This window comes from Rhodococcus sp. NPDC127593, assembly GCF_042671975.1.
In the GTDB taxonomy this organism is placed as follows: Bacteria; Actinomycetota; Actinomycetes; order Mycobacteriales; family Mycobacteriaceae; genus Rhodococcus_F.
In genome coordinates, this window is the sequence record NZ_JBHXWI010000024.1 from 25604 (window position 1) to 49042 (window position 23439).

At 66.6% G+C, this 23439-nt stretch carries 29 protein-coding genes and 2 pseudogenes; 11 read left to right on the forward strand and 20 right to left on the reverse strand.

The genetic code is table 11. The features are described from left to right. Window positions 1-71: 71 nt before the first annotated feature. The 5 genes from ACFVJ3_RS22620 to ACFVJ3_RS22640 all read right to left on the reverse strand — a co-directional run bounded on the left by ACFVJ3_RS22620 (window position 72) and on the right by ACFVJ3_RS22640 (window position 3866). Window positions 72-1196: a tyrosine-type recombinase/integrase gene (locus ACFVJ3_RS22620; RefSeq protein ID WP_378454160.1), complete on the reverse strand. Its 1125-nt coding sequence runs from the start codon at window positions 1194-1196 to the stop codon at window positions 72-74. Beyond that, a complete protein-coding gene (locus tag ACFVJ3_RS22625) occupies window positions 1129-1812 on the reverse strand; it encodes a ParB/RepB/Spo0J family partition protein (RefSeq protein ID WP_378454161.1) in 684 nt (227 codons plus the stop codon). Before ACFVJ3_RS22625 ends, ACFVJ3_RS22620 begins: the two co-directional genes overlap by 68 nt. A gap of 89 nt (window positions 1813-1901) precedes the next feature. Beyond that, window positions 1902-2339 carry a hypothetical protein gene (locus ACFVJ3_RS22630; protein ID WP_378454162.1) on the reverse strand — a complete coding sequence of 146 codons (438 nt, stop codon included), beginning with the start codon at window positions 2337-2339 and terminating at the stop codon, window positions 1902-1904. A 30-nt stretch (window positions 2340-2369) separates the two neighbouring features. Then, window positions 2370-2591, reverse strand: a complete 222-nt coding sequence (locus ACFVJ3_RS22635; RefSeq protein WP_378454163.1) for a hypothetical protein — start codon at window positions 2589-2591, stop codon at window positions 2370-2372. 444 nt (window positions 2592-3035) lie between these two features. Continuing rightward, complete coding sequence (locus ACFVJ3_RS22640) at window positions 3036-3866, reverse strand: CopG family transcriptional regulator (protein ID WP_378454164.1); 831 nt, start codon at window positions 3864-3866, stop codon at window positions 3036-3038. Window positions 3867-4348: 482 nt separating this feature from the next. Between ACFVJ3_RS22640 and ACFVJ3_RS22645 the strand changes: the two genes are divergently transcribed. After that, window positions 4349-4510: a hypothetical protein gene (locus ACFVJ3_RS22645; protein ID WP_196775347.1), complete on the forward strand. Its 162-nt coding sequence runs from the start codon at window positions 4349-4351 to the stop codon at window positions 4508-4510. Window positions 4511-5089: 579 nt separating this feature from the next. Here the strand turns inward: ACFVJ3_RS22645 and ACFVJ3_RS22650 are convergent. Continuing rightward, window positions 5090-5332: pseudogene (locus ACFVJ3_RS22650) on the reverse strand (hypothetical protein); the annotation flags it as partial. Window positions 5333-5494: 162 nt separating this feature from the next. Here ACFVJ3_RS22650 and ACFVJ3_RS22655 point away from each other — a divergent pair. After that, window positions 5495-6475: an ATP-dependent DNA ligase gene (locus ACFVJ3_RS22655; RefSeq protein ID WP_378454165.1), complete on the forward strand. Its 981-nt coding sequence runs from the start codon at window positions 5495-5497 to the stop codon at window positions 6473-6475. A 286-nt stretch (window positions 6476-6761) separates the two neighbouring features. On the opposite strand, the gene ACFVJ3_RS22660 is transcribed toward ACFVJ3_RS22655, so the two are convergent. Beyond that, a complete protein-coding gene (locus ACFVJ3_RS22660) occupies window positions 6762-7109 on the reverse strand; it encodes an Lsr2 family protein (protein ID WP_378454166.1) in 348 nt (115 codons plus the stop codon). Window positions 7110-7275: 166 nt separating this feature from the next. On the opposite strand from ACFVJ3_RS22660, the gene ACFVJ3_RS22665 reads away from it, so the two are divergent. After that, window positions 7276-7647, forward strand: a complete 372-nt coding sequence (locus tag ACFVJ3_RS22665) for a hypothetical protein (RefSeq protein ID WP_378454167.1) — start codon at window positions 7276-7278, stop codon at window positions 7645-7647. Window positions 7648-7724: 77 nt separating this feature from the next. Here ACFVJ3_RS22665 and ACFVJ3_RS22670 read toward each other — a convergent pair whose 3' ends face one another. The 6 genes from ACFVJ3_RS22670 to ACFVJ3_RS22695 all read right to left on the reverse strand — a co-directional run bounded on the left by ACFVJ3_RS22670 (window position 7725) and on the right by ACFVJ3_RS22695 (window position 11547). Further along, window positions 7725-8090: a type II toxin-antitoxin system HicB family antitoxin gene (locus ACFVJ3_RS22670; protein WP_378454168.1), complete on the reverse strand. Its 366-nt coding sequence runs from the start codon at window positions 8088-8090 to the stop codon at window positions 7725-7727. Next, window positions 8083-8292, reverse strand: a complete 210-nt coding sequence (locus ACFVJ3_RS22675; RefSeq protein WP_378454169.1) for a hypothetical protein — start codon at window positions 8290-8292, stop codon at window positions 8083-8085. The genes ACFVJ3_RS22670 and ACFVJ3_RS22675 overlap by 8 nt, the downstream gene beginning before the upstream one ends. A 228-nt stretch (window positions 8293-8520) precedes the next feature. Beyond that, complete coding sequence (locus ACFVJ3_RS22680) at window positions 8521-9054, reverse strand: hypothetical protein (RefSeq protein WP_378454170.1); 534 nt, start codon at window positions 9052-9054, stop codon at window positions 8521-8523. 319 nt (window positions 9055-9373) lie between these two features. Beyond that, window positions 9374-9820, reverse strand: a complete 447-nt coding sequence (locus tag ACFVJ3_RS22685) for a hypothetical protein (RefSeq protein WP_378454171.1) — start codon at window positions 9818-9820, stop codon at window positions 9374-9376. 47 nt (window positions 9821-9867) lie between these two features. After that, on the reverse strand, window positions 9868-10629 hold the full coding sequence (locus ACFVJ3_RS22690; RefSeq protein WP_378454172.1) for a hypothetical protein: 762 nt from the start codon (window positions 10627-10629) through the stop codon (window positions 9868-9870). A 270-nt stretch (window positions 10630-10899) separates the two neighbouring features. Then, window positions 10900-11547 (reverse strand): PAS and ANTAR domain-containing protein, encoded by a 648-nt coding sequence (locus tag ACFVJ3_RS22695; RefSeq protein WP_378454173.1) that lies wholly within the window; start codon window positions 11545-11547, stop codon window positions 10900-10902. A gap of 164 nt (window positions 11548-11711) precedes the next feature. Here ACFVJ3_RS22695 and ACFVJ3_RS22700 point away from each other — a divergent pair, with 164 nt between their 5' ends. From ACFVJ3_RS22700 to ACFVJ3_RS22720, 5 genes and pseudogenes are all read left to right on the forward strand, one after another. After that, complete coding sequence (locus ACFVJ3_RS22700; protein WP_378454174.1) at window positions 11712-12200, forward strand: hypothetical protein; 489 nt, start codon at window positions 11712-11714, stop codon at window positions 12198-12200. Between the two features lie 271 nt (window positions 12201-12471). Continuing rightward, window positions 12472-12651: a DUF1508 domain-containing protein gene (locus ACFVJ3_RS22705; RefSeq protein WP_247253897.1), complete on the forward strand. Its 180-nt coding sequence runs from the start codon at window positions 12472-12474 to the stop codon at window positions 12649-12651. A 56-nt stretch (window positions 12652-12707) separates the two neighbouring features. After that, on the forward strand, window positions 12708-12878 hold the full coding sequence (locus ACFVJ3_RS22710; RefSeq protein ID WP_378454175.1) for a hypothetical protein: 171 nt from the start codon (window positions 12708-12710) through the stop codon (window positions 12876-12878). 308 nt (window positions 12879-13186) lie between these two features. Continuing rightward, a pseudogene (locus ACFVJ3_RS22715) lies at window positions 13187-13437 on the forward strand (hypothetical protein). Window positions 13438-13720: 283 nt separating this feature from the next. Beyond that, on the forward strand, window positions 13721-13906 hold the full coding sequence (locus ACFVJ3_RS22720; protein WP_378454176.1) for a hypothetical protein: 186 nt from the start codon (window positions 13721-13723) through the stop codon (window positions 13904-13906). 323 nt (window positions 13907-14229) lie between these two features. Here the strand turns inward: ACFVJ3_RS22720 and ACFVJ3_RS22725 are convergent, their stop codons facing one another. The 4 genes from ACFVJ3_RS22725 to ACFVJ3_RS22740 are packed head-to-tail and all read right to left on the reverse strand — an operon-like array spanning window position 14230 to window position 19161. Continuing rightward, on the reverse strand, window positions 14230-15048 hold the full coding sequence (locus ACFVJ3_RS22725; protein ID WP_378454177.1) for an HpcH/HpaI aldolase/citrate lyase family protein: 819 nt from the start codon (window positions 15046-15048) through the stop codon (window positions 14230-14232). Further along, on the reverse strand, window positions 15045-15536 hold the full coding sequence (locus tag ACFVJ3_RS22730) for a MaoC family dehydratase (RefSeq protein ID WP_378454178.1): 492 nt from the start codon (window positions 15534-15536) through the stop codon (window positions 15045-15047). Before ACFVJ3_RS22730 ends, ACFVJ3_RS22725 begins: the two co-directional genes overlap by 4 nt. After that, entirely contained in the window at window positions 15533-17542 is a 2010-nt protein-coding gene (locus tag ACFVJ3_RS22735) for an acetyl-CoA carboxylase biotin carboxylase subunit (protein WP_378454260.1), read from the reverse strand. The genes ACFVJ3_RS22730 and ACFVJ3_RS22735 overlap by 4 nt, the downstream gene beginning before the upstream one ends. Window positions 17543-17556: 14 nt before the next feature. Next, window positions 17557-19161 carry a carboxyl transferase domain-containing protein gene (locus ACFVJ3_RS22740; RefSeq protein ID WP_378454261.1) on the reverse strand — a complete coding sequence of 535 codons (1605 nt, stop codon included), beginning with the start codon at window positions 19159-19161 and terminating at the stop codon, window positions 17557-17559. A gap of 195 nt (window positions 19162-19356) precedes the next feature. Between ACFVJ3_RS22740 and ACFVJ3_RS22745 the strand changes: the two genes are divergently transcribed. Beyond that, the gene (locus ACFVJ3_RS22745; RefSeq protein WP_378454179.1) at window positions 19357-19647 is read left to right on the forward strand and encodes a BMC domain-containing protein; all 291 of its coding nucleotides are present in this window, start codon (window positions 19357-19359) and stop codon (window positions 19645-19647) included. A 57-nt stretch (window positions 19648-19704) separates the two neighbouring features. Here the strand turns inward: ACFVJ3_RS22745 and surE are convergent, their stop codons facing one another. From surE to ACFVJ3_RS22760, 3 genes are read right to left on the reverse strand one after another with little or no spacing between them, the layout of a single operon-like run. Next, window positions 19705-20532: a 5'/3'-nucleotidase SurE gene (gene surE, locus ACFVJ3_RS22750; RefSeq protein ID WP_378454180.1), complete on the reverse strand. Its 828-nt coding sequence runs from the start codon at window positions 20530-20532 to the stop codon at window positions 19705-19707. Then, the gene (locus ACFVJ3_RS22755; RefSeq protein ID WP_378454181.1) at window positions 20529-21491 is read right to left on the reverse strand and encodes an HAD family hydrolase; all 963 of its coding nucleotides are present in this window, start codon (window positions 21489-21491) and stop codon (window positions 20529-20531) included. The genes surE and ACFVJ3_RS22755 overlap by 4 nt, the downstream gene beginning before the upstream one ends. A gap of 2 nt (window positions 21492-21493) precedes the next feature. Continuing rightward, window positions 21494-22489, reverse strand: a complete 996-nt coding sequence (locus tag ACFVJ3_RS22760) for a hypothetical protein (protein WP_378454182.1) — start codon at window positions 22487-22489, stop codon at window positions 21494-21496. A gap of 265 nt (window positions 22490-22754) precedes the next feature. Here ACFVJ3_RS22760 and ACFVJ3_RS22765 point away from each other — a divergent pair, with 265 nt between their 5' ends. Next, window positions 22755-23042 carry a EutN/CcmL family microcompartment protein gene (locus ACFVJ3_RS22765; RefSeq protein WP_378454183.1) on the forward strand — a complete coding sequence of 96 codons (288 nt, stop codon included), beginning with the start codon at window positions 22755-22757 and terminating at the stop codon, window positions 23040-23042. Window positions 23043-23113: 71 nt separating this feature from the next. Next, window positions 23114-23437 (forward strand): BMC domain-containing protein, encoded by a 324-nt coding sequence (locus ACFVJ3_RS22770; RefSeq protein ID WP_095866474.1) that lies wholly within the window; start codon window positions 23114-23116, stop codon window positions 23435-23437. Window positions 23438-23439: the final 2 nt, after the last annotated feature.

Sequence of the window (23439 nt, forward strand, 5' to 3'; positions counted from 1 at the left end):
CCACCCCCGGTATTCACTTTCATCGACGTGCCGGCGCGGGAGAGGTACGGGCCCAGCCGCTGCCGGCCCGGTCATCGGCGATCCCGCAGCGCGGCCGCGTACTCGTCACGAACCTGGTGGTCGGAGACCCGGGTGTAGATCCGGGTCGACTCCGGTGAGGCGTGTCCAAGGCGGCGTTGCAACGCCAACTCCCGCATCCCCGCCTCCCACATCGCTGTCGCGTGGGTATGCCGCAGGGCGTGTGGGGTTTTGTCCACCGTGCGTATCCCGAGCGTGTCCAGACGCCGGGCGAACATCCGCACCAGCGCGGCGTACGAGAGCGGCTCGCAGCGGCGAGCGCCCCTGCCCCCGACCAGAAACACGAACGGACTCGGTGCGTCGACCGGACGTTCATGGAGCACATACCGATTGACCGCATCCAACGTGCGCGGCTCGAGCAGGTCGACGACCCGTTCGTGCCGGGACTTCGCCCGCACGCCCCGCGGATGGTCGTCTCGTTTACGAATCGTGACCCGCCGTCGGCCGTAGGCGATGTCGCCGAGCTGGAGCCCGAGCACCTCTCCCGGCCGCAGGGCACCGTCGAGCATCAACAGCACCATCGTCAGATCCCGCAAGCAGGTCATGCTCTCCAACAGCGCAGTCACCTCGGGCTCGCTCATCGGACGTGGCAACCGGTGTGGCAACCGGACCCGCACCTCCCGGCTGACCGGCTGCTGCCTACTTGCATTTCCCATGAAGGGGCGGTGCCGTTCGGCGACCATCGCCAGCGCGACATCACGGCGGCGCTGCATCGGATTCTCGCCGGTGACGAGTTCGGCGACGATCGCCCAGTCGTAGAAGCTCGATACTGCCGCCAGCACCCGCGCCACGCTCGCCGGCGCCAACAGCCGCCCGCCGGACCCGACTGACGAGAGGCCCAACCGCTGGGCAGGTCCGCGTACCGGTCGTCGCCGCAGCCATCCGAGCAGTTCCAGGGCCAATGCTGGCCGGAACTCGCGCCAATCGATTCCGCGTTCGGCGAAGAACTCGAACACCAGGCGCAGGTCGTAGCCGTACCCTAGCGCGGTGTTCGGGCTCCGGCCGGAGTCCAGCACGTACCGCAGGAACCGGGTCACCGGCTGCACCGGTTCACCATCGGGTCCCACCAGGACCACCGAGGACACGATCCCGCCCGTCTTCACGGTCTGCACGTGCATGACCCCAGCCCACCACCGGGTGATCCGATCCGCGTGCCGACTCGCCGTGAGATGTCCACATAAGAAAGAACCGGGCCACGATTTCGGCTTGCTCGAGGTCGAGTTGACCCGAGTCGAGGGCGGTGCGGGCGGTGGCCGACGTGCCGACGGCGGCGGCGGCCTTGACCTGGGTACGGGGCAGGTGCACCGCTTTGGCAATCTTGGTCACCGAGGCGCCGAGGTCGAGCATCTGGGCGATACCGGCGGCGCGCTGCCCGTCGGTCAGGTCGTTGCGATGATCGTTCGCGACGATCTGCTGGGTGATCCGCTGGATGCCGCGTTCGGCGTCGTTGGTTGCGGTGTCCGGTGTGACCAGCGCAGGGAGGCTGGTCACACCGGCATCGCGGCTGGCGAGGGTGCGGCACTGGCCGTCTCGCACCCGGATGGTGCCGTCTGCGTAGCGGACGGCCTTGATCGCTTGGAGTACGCCGTGTTCGCGGATCGATTCGGTGAGTTCGGCGAGCTTGACCGGGTCGACGGTGTCGCGGGTGTTGGGTTCGATCTCGGCCTCGGCCGGGTTCAGGTAGACCAGTTCCGCGTGTGCGGCTGTAGCGATTTCGGTGGTGTTTGCGGTCATGGTGTTCTCTCTCCTAGGGTGAGAGGAGAACACCGGGCAGGTAACGACTGTCCGGTGTTTTCCTTTTCTCCGTGGGTGTTCGGCGGGTGTCAGGCGATGCGGAGCATCCGCGTCGACGAGGCCGCGAACAGGTCGGTGTTGATCTGCGCAACCAGCTCGCGGGCGACCAGCTCGAGGATCGGTCGCGGGTCGCTCTCCCATCCGGCGAGGATGACGGCCCGACCCCAGATCGGGATGTCGGCACCGGCCCCGTAGCGGGCGACGATCGCGCGGGCCGCATGGTTGTCGGGTTGGAGGGGGTCGAAGCGGTGGTTGGCTCCGGCGAACAGGCAGGCGATACCGGGTCGGCCGTTGCCGCCGATCGGGTAGGCGGCGAGGCGATAGTCGCGGACGGCGTCCAGTGCCGCGCCGCGCCCATCGGTGATCCGGCGGCTGGTCCAGAAGTCGTCCACGCGCATGTCGGTGACCTGCAAGGTTCCGCCGGTTTCGATGGTGATGCCGGTGATGGTGTCGGTGCTGCGGGTCATGGGTTCTCCTTCGGTGATGGGGGTTTGAGTTCAGGCGGTGAGACCGAAGTCGGCCGGGTTCACCGGCCGGTGGGCGGCGAGGATGCGAGGGTCGTCCGGTCCGAGGCCGAAGACCATGCCGAGAAGGATGGTGCGGGTGTCGGTGTCGAGGTCGTCGAACCCTGGATCGCCGGGGACGGTGAGTTCGGCGTAGATCACGCGCGCGACGTCGAACGGGTCGAAGACGGAATCGAGAATGTTGGTGTTGCTCAACGAAAGCCTCCCGTGCTCGGATCAGGCCACCTGCGGCGCCCTGATCGTTCTTTTTGCCCTGCTGGCAGGGAGAGTCCGGATCGGCGGTATCAGGACGGGGTGCAACCCCTGGGCCGAGAAGTTTCCCTGCGAGCGAAGCGAGTGCGGGTGGGAAAGTTCTCGGAGCCTTGTGCCGGCGCTTGCGCCGCCAGGGGTTGTTCCCCGGCCGCCGTCGATCAGGATCGCCAGGCCAGCAGGTCAAAAGAACGATGTTCTTCTTCCGGGGCGGAGCGCAGCGCAGCTCCGATCGGGGGACACCGCAGGTGGCCTGGTAACCGCCGGAGGCGGGTACATCGGGGAGCCGGAGACGCCGCGGCAAGCGGACCCGGCAGTCACCGCCCGAATTTCGGTGACGGTGAGAACCACGCCGGGTGGCGGTGCGTGGGGCGGAAGAGGCCCGGGGGGTCAGTCCGGCTGTGGGTAGCGTCGTGCCCGGCGGCGGGCGTGCCGGGCCAACAGGTGTGCCTTGTGCTTGTCGCTGCGGATGATCTCGTCGTTCACGGCGTGCTCGATCAGTCCGGGCTGGTCGAGCACACGGCGGGCGGCGAGGCGGACGAGCTCGGTGCGATCGGACCCGACGCGGGCGGCCAGCTCGTCGAGCTGGTCGCGCAACGGGTCGTCGAAGTGCACCTTGATCGTGGCGGGATAGTTCTCGGGTCGCAGATCACGCAGCGGGGCGATGGTGTCCAGGTCGGCGGCGAGGTCACCGGGCTCGTCGAGGAGGCGCCGTAGTGCGACCCGAAGGAGTGCGGTGCCCAGTTTGTCGCCGTATCGGCCAGCGAGGTGCCGGATCCGCTGCCTGCTGGACGGGGTGATCATCACGTCGACCCGGTCGGACAGCCCGGTCCGCTCGGCTTCACGGAGCATCGGGTGTTTGTACCGGCCCGGCGCTTCCTGGAACCGGTGCAGCGCGACCCGTATGAGTGCGCTGACCGTGGTGCCGTGGTCGGCGGCCAGGGCCGCGACCTGCTGCACGGTCTCGGGTTCGAGCTTGATCTTGACCATGACCAGCGGAATCACCCGAAGCGCTTCGGAGAGCCGACGGTGTTCCGCGAGAGCACGGCCGATGCGTTCGGGTTTGGCGACCAGTCGTCGGCAGGCCACGCGGATCAGCGCCCCTACTCGGCGCGGGCCGATGGCCTCGGCCATCTCGTCGAGTCGGCGTTTGGTGTCGGGGTCGAAGCGAAGTCCGATCGGATCGCCCACCGGGATCCGACCCGGCCTCGTATGCGTCATGCCTCGATCTTCTCGTCCGACCCTGCGCATGTTGTGCCCCGACATCGGGGGCTTGGATTCTATCGGTCGTTGCAACACCCGACAGGTGATCACGTGGGCCACGAATCGCAGTCAGACAGATTTGGGTGGAGTGAACCACCGGTCTGCCTGTGGTTGCGCACCGGAGCAGGGCGGGATTCGCACGGTTTCCCCGCAGGAACTGCAGAAGAAGGTTCGGTGGCCATTTGTGCTGGTGGCGGCGGCCGCCGAGCATCCACAGACCTCCCAGCCGACAAGACAATTTCCGCCGACCAACAGATGGTTGTTGGGGCATCGAACCGGAGCCTCCTCGACGAACTTCACCACCCCATTCTAGTCGCACATGCGTTCGACTCGAGGTACTGTGGGCGGTGCCCCGGCTCGGAGGGAAGCCGACCGGGGCATATACTCTCAACCACCGTTGACCTGCGTTTTCAGTGGTTTAGGCACGGAGGAATTGGTTCGTGAATGTTGGCGATCGCGTAATGCTGCATCCGGAGGGTGTTTCGGTCTTCAGCATTCTCGACATCGAAGATGATCACGCTCGCATCGAGTCAATCATCGACTCCCCAGGGAAATACGCGTTCAGCGTCGCGGTGAAGTTTCTCGTCCCGGCGAAGTCCTGATCGTCTCTGTCAGAGGGACGATCTACTCTGACAACCGCGACGAGCAACAGGTCGCCACTCACTGCCCAGACCGGTGATCTGATCACGGTCCTGATCTGCGGTATTCCGCGGATTGGCAGGTGCGTGGCGGCCTGTTTCTCTTTGCGATCTGCGGGTGAACCCGCCATCACTCGGCCTGCACCTAATTGGGCCCACTCGATTGGGTAGCTGTACCGATCCGCCTCCGGCGGGCGATACACAGCGCAGGAGGTGCGCTTCCATTCAACTGAGCCCGTTTCCGACCAAGGAGATCACGATGGACCTCTTGTTCTGGTACCCCTGGCTCACGCCTGTTGTCGACGTAATGGTTGCAGCAACGAGGTGGTGGCAGTCGCTTCCATTCAACTAACCCCGGAGGTGATGACGGTAATTCCTATTCCCCCGTACGGGTTGGGCGACAGCTGGATGGTGTGGACACCTTGGCTGGTGCCCATCGTTCTCTGGTGGAACTCCTGGCACTGACCCAGTACCTACCGCACGCAGCTGGCGACGCCAAGCACGATGGCGCAGAAGCCGCTGCTCATTCGACGCGAACCTCTCGCGAGGGTTCTTCGAGGGAACGGTGACTGCGACCAGGGCGCCGGTTGCAACGATCGCGATAACGACGGCCAGCAGCAAGGGCAGCGAGACCTCGGACGCGGTCACCGCCCCAACAGCCGCGGCGGCGAAGGCGAGCACGGCGAGCACCCAGAGTACGCGAGCCGCCACCGCCTGACGCTTGAACAGGGCTGCCGAGCCGCCGACGACCAGCAGGGCGCCGAGCCAGAGGGTCCAGGTGGTCATGGGTGGGCGCGGGTCCTTCCGACGTTCGGCGATTCTCATGGGACAGGGTGTCATGCCGGCGGTGGTCAAGCAGGCCGGCGGGTGGAGATGAACGCGCCGCATTCTCGGGCTCCGGAACCGTAAAGGCCGCCCGAGCTGCGAAAATGGGCGCACAATCGGCCCATGCGGCTGATCGCGCCGATGCTGGCCACCCCGGGTGAACCACCGGAGCAAATGGACGGTGCCTGGGCCGCGGAAATGAAGTACGACGGCTTCCGTCTGCTGGCCGCGGCCGGGGGCGGTGAGCCGCCGGTGCTGTGGTCCCGCAACCTCAACGTCGTCACCTCCTCGTACCCGGAGGTGGCCGCGGCGCTGGCCGATAAGTTCGGCGGCCGCGGCCGGATCGTCTTCGACGGTGAGATCGTGGCCCTTACCCAGGGTCGGCCATCGTTCGCACGCTTACAGAAACGGTCGAACACCCTGCGCCCGACCACGGCCCTGCAGCGGCAGGTACCGGTCACGTTTCTGCCGTTCGACGTTCTCACTGCCGACGGCGACGATCTGATGGCGGCCCCGTATCTGGAGCGCCGTGCCGCCCTGAACGACCTCGGCCACGAGCTGCACGGCGCCGGCCTACCCGTCCAGATCTTGCCGCACTGGATGGGCGTCGATGGTCCTGTCATTTTGGAGGCCGCCCGGAATTCCGGGATGGAAGGCGCGGTTTTCAAGCGGGTGTCCTCGCTTTACCTGCCAGGTCAACGCTCCCGGTCGTGGCGGAAAGTGTTGTTACGCACCAGAAGCTCTGCCCTGGTGGTCGGCTGGGTCCCGGGCGGCGGTGTGCAGCGCAACATGGTCGGCGCCCTCGTCCTCGGCGCCTACGACGAGACGGGTGTTCTTCGCTATGTGGGTGCGGTCGGGACCGGATTCACCATGGCGGTGCGCCGCCAGCTGAAGGACAAGCTGACCACCCTCGAACGCCGCACCAGCCCACTCGGTACCGATGCCGCAGCCGCGGAGGAGCACGGGATCGTGCGCTGGGTCGAACCGGTGATTGTGGTGGACGTCGCGTATCGCGAATACCTTCCGGGCGGGCTTCGGCATCCCAGTTTCAAGGGACAACGCGGGGACCTGGATCCGGGGTCGATCACCCGGGATGCCCTGTGACGGAGTGCATCCGATAAGTGGGGAAGCCGCCGGCACCTTCCCCGGTGTCAGCGGCTCCTCATCCCCTTCGCCCGGGAACGCTGCGCAGTGCAGGTCTTACCCGGTCGGGGGAGACGGTGACGCCATATCGCCTCTCGGCAAGTGGTCGCTCGCAGCGACTTTTCTGGTGTGGTACCCGGGGTATGCGCGCCACCGTCAGCCTCTTCAACAGCGGACGAGTTGGTGGTATTCCGAGGGGCGGGGGCGTTCGCGACAGTGAACTGTCCTGCCACCGGGTCACTCGTGGTCAGTGGGCGTCGTAGAAGGCCTGCTCGATCTCGGCGGGGATGCGGCCGCGGGAGGACAGCGTGTAGCCCTGCTCGATCGCCCATGCTCGGATCTTCTTCGTCTCGTCCGACGACCGCCTCGCGGTAGCGGGGTTGGACTGCCGGTCCGAGCGGTGTTTGCGGCCACCGACCCGGGTGGAGTGGGCGATGTAGTACTCGAAGGTCTCGCGGAGCTCTGTCGCGTGCTCGTCCTTGAGATCGATCACGTACTCGACGCCGTCGACGGCGTAGCTGATGCTCTCGCCGTCGTCACCGAACACGGTGCCGTCGATGTCGTCGACCATCTCCACTACGACCTTGCGTGCCACAGATTCACTCCTTCTCCGGTACGGACCAGACGACAGTACTGGGCCCAGCGGCCCGATCGGACCACCGGAACTTGGGGCCACCGGCGCCGTACGGCGCGGGCTAGTGGGCGGCGCGGCTTCGGCGGCATCGGAGGATGTGTCGTACCCCGTCGCTACGCTGCGCGGCATGGGCGAGAGCGCGGTGTCGAATGCGGCGATTGCCGACGCGGCGGAACTGCTGACGCAGAAGGCGGACATGCTGCTCGAACGCCTAGCGGACCGGGTGATGGCCGTTCCCACGCCGGGTTCGAGGGCCTGGTACACGCACCGGAGCACCGCGGCGGACTCGGTGAAGAAGCGGTTGTTAGTGCGGATCGCGATCGCGCATCAGGCGCATTTCGACCTCGCCGAGGACATTGCTCGCGCCCGTGCGGCCGGTGCCGGGTGGGCGGAGATCGGCGAAGCCACCAGCCTGACCGCCCGCCAGGCCAGCAAGCGGTGGGACACCACCCCGGCTGCATCGCGTCGGGGTGAAACCGGTCAGCTCGCCATCTGGTGATCCCTGATCGCGATTGCGGGAGTGCCCCGTTGCCGGCGGACGCCGTCGCAAGGGGACCGGTGCCGCTACTCGCCCCCTTACCCCGCCTTCACATCGGGGGTACCGCGGGCTGGGGCCGGGGCGGAGAGTTTCTGGTTGACCAGCAGATTCAGCGAGACACCCTGCTCCTCGGCCTCGACCGCCAGAGTGCGGTGTACCTGTGGTGAGGTCCGCACGGTGAAGGTGCCGCTGTAGGAGCGGTCCGCGATCGGCACGGGTGGCTTCTCGCCGTTGCCCGCCATGTCCTCGAGGACGTCGCGGACGACGGTAATGACGCCGTCGAGTGCCTCGTTCTGGGTTTCGGCGAGCCAGGACAGCGAGGGGAATTCGGCGACGGTGGCGACGAACTCGCTGTCCGGTTCCGACCAGGTCACCCGGTAGGTGTAGTGCGATGCGTCAGCCATTGTCTGCCTCCTTCATGAGCTTGTCGTAGGCGGCGAGGACCTGGTCGACCTGGTAGGGCTTGGCCTTGCCGCCTTTGCTTTTCTGAATGTTCACCCGGGGGTCTCCGGGCCACGGCGTCTTGAACACCGCGTGCGAGGTGCCGTTCTGACGTGGATCCCCGAAGACGTCGCAGCAGAAGTTGAACAGCTCGGTGTAGGTCACGCTCTGCGGACTGGCGCGCATACTTGCGAGGAGTTTCGCCTGCTCGACATGCAAATGATGGTATCACCGGTGATACCACTCGGTGCAGCCCGTCAGATCGCAGATCGGTGCCGAGGGCAATCTCGACCCATCACGGTGCATCGAATTTCGGCGGAGCGTAAATGTCTTCACTGCGCTCGACCCCCGAGTGTCACGGTCCCCTAATGGCGGTCAGCTGGACCGGGCAACTCATGGTCCGTTCTGGACATCGGTCGGCCCGGCGGTGGGATCGTGCTCGGCCGCGAAGGTGGCTTTCGCAAGGCCCAGGTAATGCTCGGCGTCGGCACGGCTGCGGGCCTGGATGTCGTAGCCGAGGCGTGTGACGACCTCTGCCGGTGTGGTGTCGAACCTGGTCATCGCGTCGTGATCGTCCAGGATCCAGGCAGCGGCTTCCCGCTCGCCCGAGGACCAGGGTTCGGCGGCCGCCCACCCGCACCGGTGCACGGCGCGGGCGCGGGTAACCCAGTCGGCGAGCCGATTCCGTCGCAGGGCGTCGACGCCGCCGTTCGCGTCCGCATCCATGGCCCAGATCGTTTCGACGAGGCGGCCGATCGGCCAGTCGTCATCCAGGGCAGGAGGGGGCTGCGCACCCACAGGAGCGATCGCAGCGTCTGCGCCGGCGGCGGGGTCTTCGACCGCGCGGAGCGCCTCGGGGAGGGTCGTTCCTGGGTGGGTGGCCTGGTAGGCGCGGGCGGCCTTCTTCTTCGCGGAATTCTTCGTCATCGCGGTGGTCCCATCACTACTCGAGGGCGACGCCCCGCATTCGCCGCCGCGGTCAGTGACGGATCGGCTGTCGCAGATCCGGTGGACCTTGCCCTCGAGTGCCACCGGAAATGATGATGCGGGCATCGATGGTGGCTCGGGGTCAGCCGTGCAACAACCGGCTCTGACCACGAATTTAGCAGCATCCGGCGACATCACCTGTGAAGCGGTTCAGCATCCACCCCACCTTGACCGACCGCCTACGGCGGGTTCAGCGACGGCAGAATTAACCGGGAGGGGTCTACCAGGTTCCGCGACCGTCGCGGGGGAGTGCCCCCGGTCACGCAGTCGGTCGTTCCTTCGGTATCAGTAGCGCAAGAAGGGCGATGATCATGCCGCCGCCGGCGAGGTACAGCCCCCAGCGATCGGTGAGCACGGTGTCGTAGTTGTCCCGAAGGTAGTCGCCGACACGGTCATTGAGCCGCCAGAAGAACACCGCGAGGGTGCCGATCCCCACGATCACGCCCAGCCACCCGGCCGCACGGGAACCCACCAGCGCGGCGACCAGCAGCAAGACCGCGGCCCCCAGCAGCAATGCCATCATGGACTTGTAGAAGGTCACCGCCTGATTCTCGATCTGCTCGACGGTGATTCCGGTGGGGAAGCCGTCGCGCAGATCGATCAGCGCGACGTCGCCCGGCGCAATGCTCCAGGCGACGGGACGGAAGGCACCGATCGCGACCGCTATGGCGCACGCGAACAGGACCAGATGGACGGAGGTGCGCATCGGGTGTTCTCCTCTGTGTCGGGCGGACGATATGGCGTGGACTTTCGTTACTCGTCCGGTGCCGGTGGTGGGGAGGCGGTCCGGAGCTGATCGAGCGTCAGTGACACCGTGGTGCGACCGGCCGCACCGAGGTGGGACCGTGCCACGGTCAGCGCTTCGAAGGTGGTCGACATGCCCAGTGCCCACGGCGCCGACTCGACCGGGGTCAGCCCACACCGAGCGAAGTGGTCCGAGAGCCGGCCGATGGCGCTGTCGAGCGCTGCAATCTGCACCGGATCCGCGTCCGGATCCGCACCGAGGTCGGTGGCGAGGACGGAGTCGGTGGTGAGCACCGGGTAGGGCCACATCAGCACCATCCCGGTGGGCAGCATCCGATGAATCGTCTCGGCCACCAGCCACAGTCCCAGGTCGTGGCCCCGCAGCGGTTCGGTGACGAACGCGATGTTCGGGATCAGGACCGCCTCGGTGACGACGGTCAGAGTCTCGTACTGTTCGGCGACCTGCTCGGCGAGTTGATTGCCGTCGAACAACCCCGCCAGCATCTCGTGATCGCCGTCGAATTGGTCCAGGCACAGGGCGATCGGGTCCCCGGTGCCGAGGCGGATCACTGTGAAGTCGAGGGAGCCGACGATCACGTCGTCGGCGTCGTCGATGTCCACCGTCATCACCAGTTCGGCGAACCAGTCCAGGCAGGCGTCGAGGTCGCTGTGACCCACACTCCGGAACCGCACCCGCGGCGCAAACAACTCGACGATGCCCTGGCCCTCTTCCTCGGCCAGGTCCGCCACCGCGGCCAGCGACAGTGCCACCAGGAGACCTCCTTCAATCGAGCCCGTGTCCGAACCCCTGCCACTATCGCGCATCACCGCGCTGTGGCACCGAATATCCCGTGCCCCTGCAGCTTCACCCCGGCCGGCTATCCACAGCCAGGTACGCCGCTCCGGGCCGCCCGTCTGCGATCGGAACTGTTTGCCGATGCCCTGTAGTGGGCAATTCTGGATCAAGATCGTTTCGGTTGCCGGCGACCGGACGATCCGAGGTTCCGTGCGTTCAGTCCCAGCAGCGCGCGGAGCCGAACCTCACCCGGTGCCGTCGCGGTGCGTGGTGAGCAGCAGATGGTCGAACCGGGCCCGCACCGCATCCGGGAGCAACGCGGCGGCGGCGACGGCAGCGACGAGGTGTTCGGCGACGATGCGCAGTTTGGTGTTGGTCTGCTGCGACCGCCAGGTGAGGATGTCGAAGGCCCGCTCGGCGGGAATGCCGTAGGCGAACATCAGCATGCCCTTGGCCTGCTCGATCACCGCCCGCGACTGCTCGAGGTCGGCGACGATCTCATCGGTCATGTCCCGGAGATCCTGGGCACGCAGATCGGTGACGTCGATGTAGAACCCGGACGTGCCGGCCACCTGCCCGTCCTCGTCCAGCATCCGGTCCCCGACGACGATGACGTGATGGATCTGCTCGTCGGTGTCGAAGATGCGGTGGCGGCTGCTGAACGGTTGCCCGGCGGTGATCATTTGGTCGAAGATCGCGGCGACCTGTGGGTGATCGTCGGGATGTTTGTGCGAGAGCAGCAGTTCGGTGGTCGGGGTGACCTGTCCCGGGGTGTAGCCGTGCATGGCGGCGACGGTGTCGGACCATTCCCAACGGTGACCGTCGAGGAAGAACCGGAAACTACCCACCCGCTGCGGGGCACCGGCCCCGACCACCTCGTCGAGCTCACTCATGCGATACCCCTCCCGCCCAGCACATCCTGAGCCGTCGCCGTCATTGCTGCCGCGCGGGCTCGGCGGACACCGGAAGTGTGCCACACCCCTATACGGCCCGAATCGTATGCCCGACGGGGTTCACCCGGGGTGTGCGGGCGGGGGTGACGGGGAACTCGTCCGGCATGGGTTTTGGTGCCGACCATCCGCTCAGCCCCGCCGCGGTGGGTGGATATCTGGTGCGGTTGGTCGGCGACCGGGACGGTGCCGCACTCGCGCACGAGGTGTCCCTGGTCGCCCTGATACCCGGGGCGGACACCGACCGTCCCCGCTACGAGGACGTGCTGGCCTGGGTCATGGGGGCGATCGTCGAAGTCGTGGAGGCGCGGTTGGGGGCGGCCCCGCCCGGGGAGACGTTCGTCCTCGAGGTCCGCCGCACCGACGGGTGCGAGTTGGTCTCGGGCGAGCTGCCCGCATCGGGGGCATGGGTGCTGCGGACCGCGGCGGCCTTTCTGGCCGACGCCCCCGCCGAGGCGGAGTATCAGCTGGCGCAGGCGGCACGGCAGCTCGACCCATTGCGGCGGGCAGAAACTCTCGCCGACGCACTGATCTGGCTGGACTTCCTCCTCGACGTCGACCTTCCCGACCCGCCAGATGTTCCTACCGTCGAGTAGCACAGCAGCCGGAAACTGCCGGCGGGCACTGCTTCTGGTGATGATGTTGTTGCTGCCCCGTGGTCGCGGTGGCGGTGCGGCACCGACGAGATTCACGCGCGCCGTTGACCTGCGGGCCTGCCCATTGAAGACGGACGCGGACGCGAACAGGACGCCCGCCGGGTGCTGTGCGCGCCGCCGAGAATCGTCCGTTCGGCCGCCGATATGTGATCGGTCGGCTTACCGTGAGCGGTGTCGCGACCACCACCGACGACCATCCCGAGGAGGGGCGATGACGGCGAAGTTTGAGCTGTTCAAGGACACCGCCGGCCAATTCCGGTTTCATCTGAAGGCCGCCAACGGTGAGATCATCGCGGCCAGTCAGGGCTACACCACGAAGGCGGCGGCGCAGAATGGGATTGCGTCCATCAAAGCCACTGCTGCAACAGCGGCCACCGAGGATCAGACCTGACACACGACGCGCTGGCCGAGAGGGCTCGCACCGTTTAGTTCGAAGACAGTGAACCTATGACTACCCATGACTCCATCCGGCGCTGGGTTGCCGAACAACTGCATCTCGACCCCGACACCGCCGGGCCGGCCGAACTCGGCCACCTCGACGAGGTCACCGCGGCGGCCGAAGCGGGGTACGTCCGCGCCCTGCTCCACCTCCGCGAATACCGCCCCCTGGTGGGATGAGACAGCTGACGTGGTAGCGGCGCGATCATTGGCGTCCACGGAGTGAAGTGCTGGTCCGTGGGTATCCCTCAGGAACACTGCGCGCGGGTCGACGGCTTCGCGGGCAGCCAGACTCTCGCGCCGACCTCTGACTCGAGAGCCGCTGTCATCCGTGAGCCCTCGGGTGCCCGACCCCTTCACCCAGGGTTTCGCGGGTGGCCCGGGAAACCCTGGGTGGAGGGGCACCGTGCCGGTACCGGCATCCGTTCAACATCCGTCGCAGCCCACGGGTGGCGGCCTCCAGGCTGGTCCATCTACCAGCGATTAGGGTGTCTGAAATGTCGAGTAACATCAATCGCGGCGGATTCGTCGCCGATCCCGGGTGATCGTCCACCCCGACTCCGAAACCAGGAAAGCGGAAGCGACCTTCGCGGGCGTGGTCGTCGAGGACTTCGCGGACGAGGCAGGCATGGCGGCGGAGATCGGTCGCCGATGGGCACCGGTGCGACGGGGGGCTGTGGCCCTCGATGACGGACGACTGGTGTTCGCCGACGACGACCACCTCGAGGCCACTGACTGAGCAGGACCTGGCCGATCGGCAGAGCGATACGAGATGTCATGGTCACCGTCTTCTCAGACGACAGTCTGATTGCCGGTCCCGCCCCCTCGGGCGCCACCACACACCAGGGCTCCACCTACCACTACGGGTCACACGCTGCGGATGATGCGGCCGCGACGCCATCGGCGGATGGTAGGACAACACCGTCCCGCCGCCGCACCGTGCCACACAGTGCCTCCGGGCCTGCAGCACTCATCGCCGGAGGGCACCGATGATGACCGGACCGCAGTGTTATCACTTTCTCGTGGACGCAATCATGTCCGACCGGGCGTTGGCAGCTTTTCCCGAGTTGGATCACATCTTCGATGACGAACATGCGACAACCACCCTGGTGGGAAGTATGCCCGGTCGAGCGGCGATGCGAAGCATCCTGGCCCGGTTGGACGACCTCGGATTCACCGTGCTGGAGATGCACCGGATACCGCGATGACAACAGCCGATCGATCGTGAGCCCATGCTCTTGCGGCTCATTCCTGGGCCGTTCCCGCACCCAGGAACCGCGCGGTACGCGGCCACGAGTGAGCCGACGACCACATCGTCAACGTCATCGATGTTCACCGTCATGATCAGTTCGGCGAACCAATCCAGGCACGGCGAGGACCGACCAAATACGCTGACAGAAAGGCCTTTTCGAAGTACCGATAACTTATATTATGTCAACTAGCCCACCTGTATTGCACCAGTAGCCCGATCTGGATGTCCGGCCCAGGCTGAGGAATCGTCTCCCGATTGACGCCACTGCTCACCCTCTTCCTATACGACGGTTAGGGCTGCACGCTGCAGGACCCGTTCCGCGTGGCGGAGCACCGGTGCGTCCACCATCTTTCCCTCGAACGCGAAGACTCCCCGTTCGTCGGCGACGGCGGCGAGAACCCGCGTCGCCCAGTCGACGTCCTCGTCGGACGGCGCGTACGCCTCCCGGATCACCGCGATCTGGCTGGGATGGATGCCGACCTTGATGTCGAATCCGACGGCGACGGCGTCGACCGCCTCGGCGCGCAACCCACCCAGGTCCTTGATGTCGAGATAGACGGAATCCAGGGCGAGCCGGTGATATGCCTTGGCTGCCAGCAGCGTCGACGACCGCACGTGATCGGCGACATCACGATAGCTGCCGTCCTCGTGGCGACTGGAGTTACCGCCCATCGCCGCCACGAGATCTTCGGCGCCCCACATCACGCCGATCGTGCTCGCCGCCAGCGCGATCTCGCTCACCGCGAGCGCACCGAGAGGCGACTCGACGAGGGCGATCACCTCACGCGGCGCCAACGACAGCACCTGGTCGGCGGACTCGCACTTGGCCAGCATCAGCCTCGTGTAGCGGGTGCCGTCGAGTGCCAGCAGATCGCGCTCGTGGTCCTCGGTTCCGACCGGATTGACCCGCACCACCGTGCGATCCGGATCCAACGGGGTGTCGATCAGGGCGACCCGCGCCGCTTCCTTGTCCGCGGGCGCCACCCCGTCCTCGAGGTCGAGGATCACCACGTCGGCTGCTGCAGCCGCTTTCGCATACCGTTCGGGCCGGTCGGCCGGGCAGAACAACCAGGCGGGCCCGGGCAGTTCCCAGCTCACGACGGCTTCTTCTGGACGAGGGTCTTGCGGACCGCGATCGCCACCACGTCGCCGTTCTGGTTGCGGCCGGTGTGCTCGAGCGTGACGATGCCCTCGCCGGGCCTGCTCTTCGACTCACGCTTGTCCACGATCTTCGTCTCCGCGTAGAGGGTGTCGCCGTGGAACAGCGGCTTCGGGAAACTGATCTCCGAGAACCCCAGATTCGCGACGATCGTCCCCTGCGTCAGTTGTGCCACCGACAACCCGACCACGGTCGAGAGGGTGAACATCGAGTTGACGAGGCGCTCACCGAACTGGGTGTTCTCGCTGTACGTGGCGTCCAGGTGCAGTGCCTGGGTGTTCATCGTCTGCGTCGTGAAGAGGACGTTGTCGGCCTCCGTGACGGTCCGGCCGGGACGGTGCTCGTACACCGCACCCAGCTCGAACTCCTCGAACCACAGGCCCCGCTGAACGATCCGCTTGACGTCATCGGCAAGGAATTCGGTCATGACGCGTCTTCTTTCGTGTCGGTGGTGTCGGTGTGCGGGGTGACTCGTGCGAGCAGCTGGTCGACCATCACCTGGTCACCGGGTGCGACGAGGATGTCGACGACGCCGTCGACGGGGGCGGTGAGCGAGTGCTCCATCTTCATCGCCTCGACCACGACGAGTGTCTGGCCTGCGGTGACATGGGCGCCCGCCTCGGCGCCGACGGCGATGACGGATCCGGGCATGGGGCTGGTGATCTCGGCCTCGCCGGCGTGGACGTCGCCGGTGCGGACACTGAGTTCGCGGACCTCACGCAGCATCGTCGTTCCGTCGGAACCGGCGAGCCAGATGTGCCCGTCGGTCTGGGCGACCCGGTAGGTTTCGCGCCTGCCGTCGATCACCACGGACAGCGTGGTTCCGTCGAGCGCCGCCGTCAGGGACAGGGTGTCGCCGTCCTCGACCTGCGCGGTGGCCTCGGACGGACTGCCCGTGATCCGCACGTGGTCGGTGCGGGTGGCAGACGACAACCGGATGCTGGTGGGCGCGGGAACCCCGACCCGCCAGCCGCTGGGAACGTCCCACGGATCCGCCTGCGCCCGCTCGGGCCAGCGCTGCAACCAGCGGAAAGCCGCAGCGGCGATCAGGGCGGCGTCGGTGGCCTCCGCGGCGACGAAGTCCTCGAGCCGTCGGTCGAGCAGACCGGTGTCGAGGTTGCCGGCCACCACGTCGGGATCGGCGAGCAGGAAGCGTGCGAACTCGATGTTGGTGACCACTCCCAGCACACCGGTGCCGGCCAGTGCCCGGTCCAGCTTGCGCAGCGCACCGGCGCGGTCGTCGGCGTGGGCGATGACCTTCGCCAGCATCGGGTCGTAATCGCTGCCGACCACCGTGCCGGGCTGCAGCCCGGAGTCGACCCTGACACCGGGGCCGGCGGGTTCGACCACGTCGGCCACGAGTCCACCGGTGGGGAGGAATCCGCGACTCGGATCCTCGGCGTAGACGCGGGCTTCGATGGCGTGACCGGTGAGGGTGATGTCGTCCTGGGTGAAGCCGAGAGGCTCACCGGCGGCCACTCGCACCTGCCACTCGACGAGGTCCAGGCCCGTGACGAGTTCGGTGACCGGGTGCTCGACCTGCAGCCGGGTGTTCATCTCCATGAAGAAGAACTCGTCGGGCTTGTCGGCGGAGACGATGAACTCGACCGTTCCCGCTCCGGAGTAGTCGACGCTGCGCGCCGTGTTGCAGGCGGCCTCGCCGATCCGGGCGCGCGTCGCCTCGTCCAGCAGCGGCGACGGCGCCTCCTCGATGACCTTCTGGTGGCGACGCTGCAGACTGCATTCGCGCTCACCGAGATGGACGACGTTCCCGTGCCCGTCCGCGAGGATCTGCACCTCGATGTGCCGGGGCCGCAGCACGAAGCGTTCGAGGAAGAGTGTGTCGTCGCCGAACGCCGACGCCGCCTCCCGCCGCGCGCTGCGCAGTGCCTCCGCGAGTGCGCCCGGCTCCTCCACCAGTCGCATGCCCTTGCCGCCGCCACCTGCCGACGGCTTGACGAGGACCGGGTATCCGATGTCGCCTGCGGCCGCGATCAGTTCGTCGTCGGACAGGCCGGGACGGGCGATGCCGGGTACGACGGGCACGTCGAACTTCGCCACCGCGTTCTTGGCGGTGATCTTGTCGCCCATCACCTCGATCGCGTGAGCGGACGGGCCGAGGAACGCGATTCCCGCGTCCGCGCAGGCCCCGGCGAACTTGGAGTTCTCCGACAGGAACCCGTAACCGGGATGGATGGCCTGCGCGCCGGTTGCCTGCGCCGCCGCGATCACCTTCTCGATGACGAGGTAACTCTCCCGTGCCGCGGCCGGACCGAGCAGCACCGCGGTGTCGGCCTCGCGGACGTGCCGCGCGTCCCGGTCCGCCTCGCTGAACACGGCGACGGAGCGGATTCCCATGGCCCGCAGGGTGCGGATCACGCGCACCGCGATCTCGCCGCGGTTGGCTACCAGGACGGTATCTATCCGAGTCATTTCAGTCATTCCACTCACATCCGGAAAACGCCGTAGGAGACCGGCTCGACCGGTGCGTTCGCACACACCGAGAGCGCCAGTCCGAGAACAGTTCTGGTGTCGGCGGGGTCGATGATGCCGTCGTCCCACAGCCTGGCCGTCGAGTAGTACGGATTGCCCTGCGCCTCGTACTGCTCGCGGATCGGCGCCTTGAACGCCTCTTCGTCCTCGGCCGACCACGGGTTGCCCGCGCTGTCGAGTTGCTCGCTGCGCACCGTCGAGAGCACAGACGCCGCCTGCTCGCCGCCCATCACGGAGATCCGGGCGTTCGGCCACATCCACAGGAACCGCGGCGAGTACGCCCGCCCGCACATCGAGTAGTTGCCCGCACCGTAGGAGCCGCCGATCACGACGGTCAGCTTGGGAACCCGGGCGCATGCCACCGCGGTCACCATCTTGGCGCCGTGCTTGGCGATGCCGCCCGCTTCGTAGTCGCGACCGACCATGAAGCCGGCGATGTTCTGGAGGAACAGCAGCGGAATCTTGCGCTTGTCGCACAGTTCGATGAAATGCGCGCCCTTCATCGCGGACTCGGCGAACAGCACGCCGTTGTTGGCGACGATGCCGACCGGGTGGCCCTCGATGTGCGCGAAACCGGTGACCAGGGTCTTGCCGTACTCCGCCTTGAACTCCTGGAACTCGCTTCCACCGGCGGTGCCGGATCCATCGACGCCGTCCACGATGCGGTCGATGACCTCGTGGACGTCGTACGGGGTGCGCGGGTCGGTGGGGACCACGTCGTAGAGGTCGGTCTGCGGTGCCGACGCGGGGACGGCGCTGATCACGTCCCACGGACGCTCGGCGCGCGGGCCGAGGGTTGCGACGATGTTCCGCACGATGCGCAGCGCGTCCTGGTCGTCTTCCGCGAGGTGGTCGGTGACGCCGGAGACCTTCGAGTGCAGGTCGCCACCGCCGAGTTCCTCCGCCGTCACGACCTCACCGGTGGCGGCCTTCACCAGCGGCGGGCCACCCAGGAAGATGGTGCCCTGGTTGCGGACGATGACGGCCTCGTCGCTCATCGCGGGCACGTAGGCGCCGCCCGCGGTGCACGAGCCGAGGACCGCCGCGATCTGCGGGATGCCCTGCGCGCTCATCGTGGCCTGGTTGTAGAAGATGCGGCCGAAGTGCTCGCGGTCCGGGAACACCTCGTCCTGCCTGGGCAGGAACGCGCCGCCGGAGTCGACGAGGTAGATGCACGGCAACTGGTTCTGCAGCGCGATCTCCTGCGCCCGCAGGTGCTTCTTCACCGTCATCGGGTAGTAGGTGCCGCCCTTGACGGTCGCGTCGTTGGCGACGATCACGCATTCCCGCCCGGACACCCGGCCGATGCCGGCGATGACGCCCGCTCCGGGGCATTCGTCGTCGTACAGGCCGTTCGCCGCGAGCGGGGAGATCTCGAGGAACGGGCTTCCGGGGTCGAGCAGGGTGTCTACTCGATCGCGGGGCAGGAGCTTGCCTCGGCTGACGTGCCGCTCGCGCGACTTCTCGCTGCCACCGAGCGCGGCCACGGCCAGCCTCGACTTCAACTCGTCCACCAACTTCGCGTGTTCAATCCTGTTGCGCGGATCGTTGCCTACCATCACGCCTCATTACCTCGCAGATTCGGTTAATGACTCTTAACCTAGTGAGGTTGTCGGTGCGTGCCCCCTGCTCCCGCAGCGATGATTTGGGGTTTGTTATATCCCCGCGGGATAGCGACCGTGGCAACAGCCCGCGCTAACGTCGGCCACGGATGTGACGGGCATCGCATAACTAACGCAAAGGGAGGCCGGCCAATGAGTTTCGGTGCTGTTGGTCTGATTGAAACGGTGGGGCTGGTCGGAGCGATCCAAGCGGCCGACTCGATGGTGAAGGCTGCCAACGTGGACCTGGTGGGTTACCGCACTCTGCGAAATGGCCAGGTCACGGTCATGGTGCGCGGTGACGTCGGAGCGGTGAAGGCCGCGGTCGACGCGGGCATCGTCGCCGCCCGCGAAACCGGGGAACTGGCAACCTCGCACGTCATCGCCCGCCCGCACGGTGAGACCGAGGACGTACTGTCGGCCGCGATTCCCGCGGTCGACTGACACAGAGCTACATCGTCGAGGTGCCCGTGGCTGTGACAGCCACGGGCACCTCGACGATTACCGCGGATGATGAACTAAGTGAGCCACGCTGTCGACCCACTCGATTGCGGTGTCGCCGTTCCATCGGAGCAGTGACAGCGTGGGGTGACCGCCGCGCACATGCGCGATGTCAGATCCCTCGACGATGCTGATACCGGGGGACGGCAGATCCCGTACCGGCAGCGCGTCGGCGTGCCGATCGAAGTCGGCGATGAACGGCAGCAGCGTTGGTGCAGTGCCGGCGAGCGTCCACGGCGCCGCGACCAGCGGTCGCACTTGCTCACCGGGCAGATTGGGCACGTTGAGGTTGAACACCGATCCGGCGTCCGCGCTCATGATGTTCGGCAAAATGGCGCCGACCACGGCCGTGGCGGTGTCCCAATGACGTTCAACGCCGTCCGCCTCGGGTTCTTCGATCTCGAAGTCGAGGTGAAGCGATGCTGCCAGTGCGGTCACGCCGTGGGCGCCGGCGACCATTGCCGCGCTGGCGGTGCCCGAATGCAGCACCGCAGCACCAAGGTTCGAACCCTCGTTGATCCCGGAAAGTACGAGGTCGGGCACTGGGCCGAAACGGCCGAGCACCGCCGCGAGCGCGATCATGCCCGGATGCGCCGCCACTGCGTAGGCCTCGACTCCCGGTAGACCCGGCAGCCGACGATGGCTTACCTCGAGGCGCTCGTCGACCAGGAACATCGTCAAACCGCCGGCGCAACCGCTGGCTTGACGGTGAGGAGCGGCGACCGTGACGTCATACCCCTGCTCACATGCGATACGAGCGAGGGCGAGCAACCCCGGCGCGTCGATCCCGTCATCGTTGGTGACCAGCACGTGGGGTCGACGCCTCACGGCATCGCCAATCGCACCGCGAGCAGCAACTCATTGTCCTCCGCGGGTTCGGCGCCGGCCACTAACGGCTTCCCCCCGGGCCCGGGGGCAGAGGTCGAGTCCGCCTGTAAAGTTTGCGTCGCCGGGGGCCGGTGTGGAGTGATCCGTGCTTGTAAGGCCTTCGCTCCGGAGACTCTGCGCTGAACCCGCGCCGGCACCTCGGGGGACGTGGGCAACGCTACGACTGGCGAAGCCGGGCATGCACATGCCGACGTCTCGGTCGCCCTGGCGAACAGATGCGCCAAAATCTCCTGCGGCCAGATCGCGACGAACTCCGCGCCCGCGGCGAGCAACTGCTCTTCGGTATGCATACCCCAAGCGACCCCGACCGCTCGGATCCCGGCCCTCACTGCCGCTTCGACGTCACCGACCGTGTCGGTGATGATGGCGGTCGCCCCCGCCGGAACCGCACCGCCGGCCGCCGATTCATCGTAGAACGCCTGGCAGCGCCGACCAGAGCCTTGCGCCGCATCGTCGAGGAACCGCCGGATGCCCTTGGCCTTGTCGGGTTCGACGTCACCCCCGAACACGTGCCCGAAGCAGTATTCGAGCGTGTTCTTGCGCAGAATTCGGCGGATGACCTCGGTCGAGTTCGACGACAGAACGGCCAATGTCGCATGCGGCACCAGCGCTTTCACGACGTCGACCATGCCGGGGATCATCAGTGGGGCGTAGTCGGCGCCGAGGCTGCGCATGAAGTCCTCCTCGACCACGTGCGCATGCTCGGCGTCGCGGCAGAGACCGCGCAGGGAGACGAAGAAGTTGTTGGCGAACATCTCGTAGAACTGTTCGGGTGTTGTGACCCCGAGACGGTGTGCGGCACTGATTTTTTCGAAAACACGCCAGGATGCCTCGCGGGTCTGCACGAGCGTGCCGTCGAGGTCGAAGATCACCGCCTGGGGTGGCTCTGGTCGGCACATGGTCAGCTGCCGGTCGCGTCGGACGCGCTGTAGATCTTGCACAGCTGCTGGGGGCCGATGAAATCCTGGATCTCGCCCCACCCGCGTCGCGATCCCGAACGCCATTCGGCGAGCACGTTGTACCCCACCGTGCCCGGGCCGGCCTGCCAAGGGAAACTCGTCCGCCCGAAGCCCTGGAGTTCGTACTCCCGGCCCTCGCTGTCGGTGAGTTCGAGCTCGACCGATTTCGCGAAGAACCCTTCCCGGATCGTGCGCCCGCGGCCCGCCGCCAACCCATACAGCTCGCCCTTGTCGACGACGTAACCGTGTTGGAGGGTCAATTCGGTGGCGGCGTCGGGGCCACCGTTGGGATCGAAGTCGAAGATTCCGTGGATGGCGAAGTCCTTGGAGAAGTGCGCGTGCAACCAGCTCATGGTGTGACCCTGGTGTTCCGAGCGCAGACCCCAGCTGTGGTCCATCGTCGAGACGCAGTCGACGGCATACTTCTTGCCGCGCAGGTTCACCTCCCCCTCGAAGTGGCCCGACTGGTCGAAGTGCCCGGCGTAGGCCTCGCCCCAGGCGAAAACGCCGTCGTCGGCCTGCTTGGCGACGATCGGATCCTGCTTGGGGTCGTGGATGTCGAAGGCGTCGGCGATCGCGGTGTAGCGGAAGGCCAGCGAGACATCGTCACCGTTGTCGAACTCGACATCCCACACCCGGTTCGGTTCGCGGCAGACCACGTGCAGGCCATTGTTCAAACGGTAGTCGCGCAGGTTGCGCGGCTCCGGAATGGGAAGATGGTGCTGGGCGTCCCAGTACTCGGCCTGCCAGGGCGCCTGAACGAACTTCGAGTTCATGGCGATCGTGGAGATCGCGACGCCCGCGTTCGGCCGGAACAGCGCATACACTCCGACGTTCAGGGTGGCTTCCGGGATGTAGAAGCCGAAGAAATTCGTCTCCGTCCATGTGGGATCGTCGCTGGTGGGGGTGTGAAAATCGGCGTCGATGTCTTCGATCATCTGACTCTCCTAGGCTCTGGCGGTTGCCGCACGGTCTGATTACCCGACGCGGTCCTCGTCACCGCACACCTTGCCGAACCCGAGATGCCCCCGCCACATCCATGCGGGACAACTGCCCGGTCGAGAGCTGTCCCTGAGAGATAACGACCTTGTGGGGGGCGTCACCGTAGCGTCCTCATCGATGCACTCCCGGGTCACTAGGGGTGAGCGGGAGTGCATCGATCCCGTTCGTTTTCGGCGACCAGTAAAGAAGGCGGTCCTCACGGTGAGACTTGCACGTGTTGTCGGCCAGGTGGTGTCCACCGCCAAGGTCCCCGAACTGTCGGGAACGACGATTCTGGTCGTCGAGGATATCGCCCAATCAGACGGCGAGAGCAGGCGGTCGTATGCCGCTATCGACCTCGTCGGCGCAGGACAGGACGAAGTCGTCCTGGTTGTGTCCGGAGGCGCGGCACGAGTGGACCAGGCCACCACCGGTGTCCCGGTCGACCAGGCGATCGTCGCCATCGCGGACACGATCGTCACTCACGGTGAGGTCACGTACTCGAAATGACCACAAGAACTGACGCAGTGCCCACATCACCCGTCGATTTACCCAGCACGACCACAAATGGAGGAAAGACCATGGCAACCACTCAGACCACCCTGCCCGCCCGCGGCGCCGGAGCACTCGGCCTGATCGAGACCAAGGGTCTCGTCGGGGCGATCGAGGCAGCCGACGCCATGGTCAAGGCAGCCAACGTACAACTGCTCGGGCACCGCGAAATCGGTGGAGGCCTGGTCACCGTGATGGTGCGCGGTGACGTCGGCGCGGTCAAGGCCGCCACCGATGCCGGCGCAGTCGCCGCAGGTAAGGCCGGCGAGGTCGTCTCAGTGCACGTCATCCCGCGTCCCCACGACGAAACCGAGAGTGTGCTGTCAAACCTGACTCGGCCCAAGGGTGCTTGAGA

Coding starts and splice junctions, on each gene's coding strand:
- ACFVJ3_RS22620 (WP_378454160.1), bottom strand. CDS start 1,196: ATGCACGTGCAGACCGTGAAGACGGGCGGGATCGTGTCCTCGGTGGTC.
- ACFVJ3_RS22625 (WP_378454161.1), bottom strand. CDS start 1,812: ATGACCGCAAACACCACCGAAATCGCTACAGCCGCACACGCGGAACTG.
- ACFVJ3_RS22630 (WP_378454162.1), bottom strand. CDS start 2,339: ATGACCCGCAGCACCGACACCATCACCGGCATCACCATCGAAACCGGC.
- ACFVJ3_RS22640 (WP_378454164.1), bottom strand. CDS start 3,866: ATGACGCATACGAGGCCGGGTCGGATCCCGGTGGGCGATCCGATCGGA.
- ACFVJ3_RS22655 (WP_378454165.1), top strand. CDS start 5,495: ATGCGGCTGATCGCGCCGATGCTGGCCACCCCGGGTGAACCACCGGAG.
- ACFVJ3_RS22665 (WP_378454167.1), top strand. CDS start 7,276: ATGGGCGAGAGCGCGGTGTCGAATGCGGCGATTGCCGACGCGGCGGAA.
- ACFVJ3_RS22670 (WP_378454168.1), bottom strand. CDS start 8,090: ATGGCTGACGCATCGCACTACACCTACCGGGTGACCTGGTCGGAACCG.
- ACFVJ3_RS22680 (WP_378454170.1), bottom strand. CDS start 9,054: ATGACGAAGAATTCCGCGAAGAAGAAGGCCGCCCGCGCCTACCAGGCC.
- ACFVJ3_RS22685 (WP_378454171.1), bottom strand. CDS start 9,820: ATGCGCACCTCCGTCCATCTGGTCCTGTTCGCGTGCGCCATAGCGGTC.
- ACFVJ3_RS22695 (WP_378454173.1), bottom strand. CDS start 11,547: ATGAGTGAGCTCGACGAGGTGGTCGGGGCCGGTGCCCCGCAGCGGGTG.
- ACFVJ3_RS22700 (WP_378454174.1), top strand. CDS start 11,712: ATGGGTTTTGGTGCCGACCATCCGCTCAGCCCCGCCGCGGTGGGTGGA.
- ACFVJ3_RS22705 (WP_247253897.1), top strand. CDS start 12,472: ATGACGGCGAAGTTTGAGCTGTTCAAGGACACCGCCGGCCAATTCCGG.
- ACFVJ3_RS22710 (WP_378454175.1), top strand. CDS start 12,708: ATGACTACCCATGACTCCATCCGGCGCTGGGTTGCCGAACAACTGCAT.
- ACFVJ3_RS22730 (WP_378454178.1), bottom strand. CDS start 15,536: ATGACCGAATTCCTTGCCGATGACGTCAAGCGGATCGTTCAGCGGGGC.
- ACFVJ3_RS22735 (WP_378454260.1), bottom strand. CDS start 17,542: ATGACTCGGATAGATACCGTCCTGGTAGCCAACCGCGGCGAGATCGCG.
- ACFVJ3_RS22740 (WP_378454261.1), bottom strand. CDS start 19,161: ATGGTAGGCAACGATCCGCGCAACAGGATTGAACACGCGAAGTTGGTG.
- ACFVJ3_RS22745 (WP_378454179.1), top strand. CDS start 19,357: ATGAGTTTCGGTGCTGTTGGTCTGATTGAAACGGTGGGGCTGGTCGGA.
- ACFVJ3_RS22755 (WP_378454181.1), bottom strand. CDS start 21,491: ATGTGCCGACCAGAGCCACCCCAGGCGGTGATCTTCGACCTCGACGGC.
- ACFVJ3_RS22760 (WP_378454182.1), bottom strand. CDS start 22,489: ATGATCGAAGACATCGACGCCGATTTTCACACCCCCACCAGCGACGAT.
- ACFVJ3_RS22770 (WP_095866474.1), top strand. CDS start 23,114: ATGGCAACCACTCAGACCACCCTGCCCGCCCGCGGCGCCGGAGCACTC.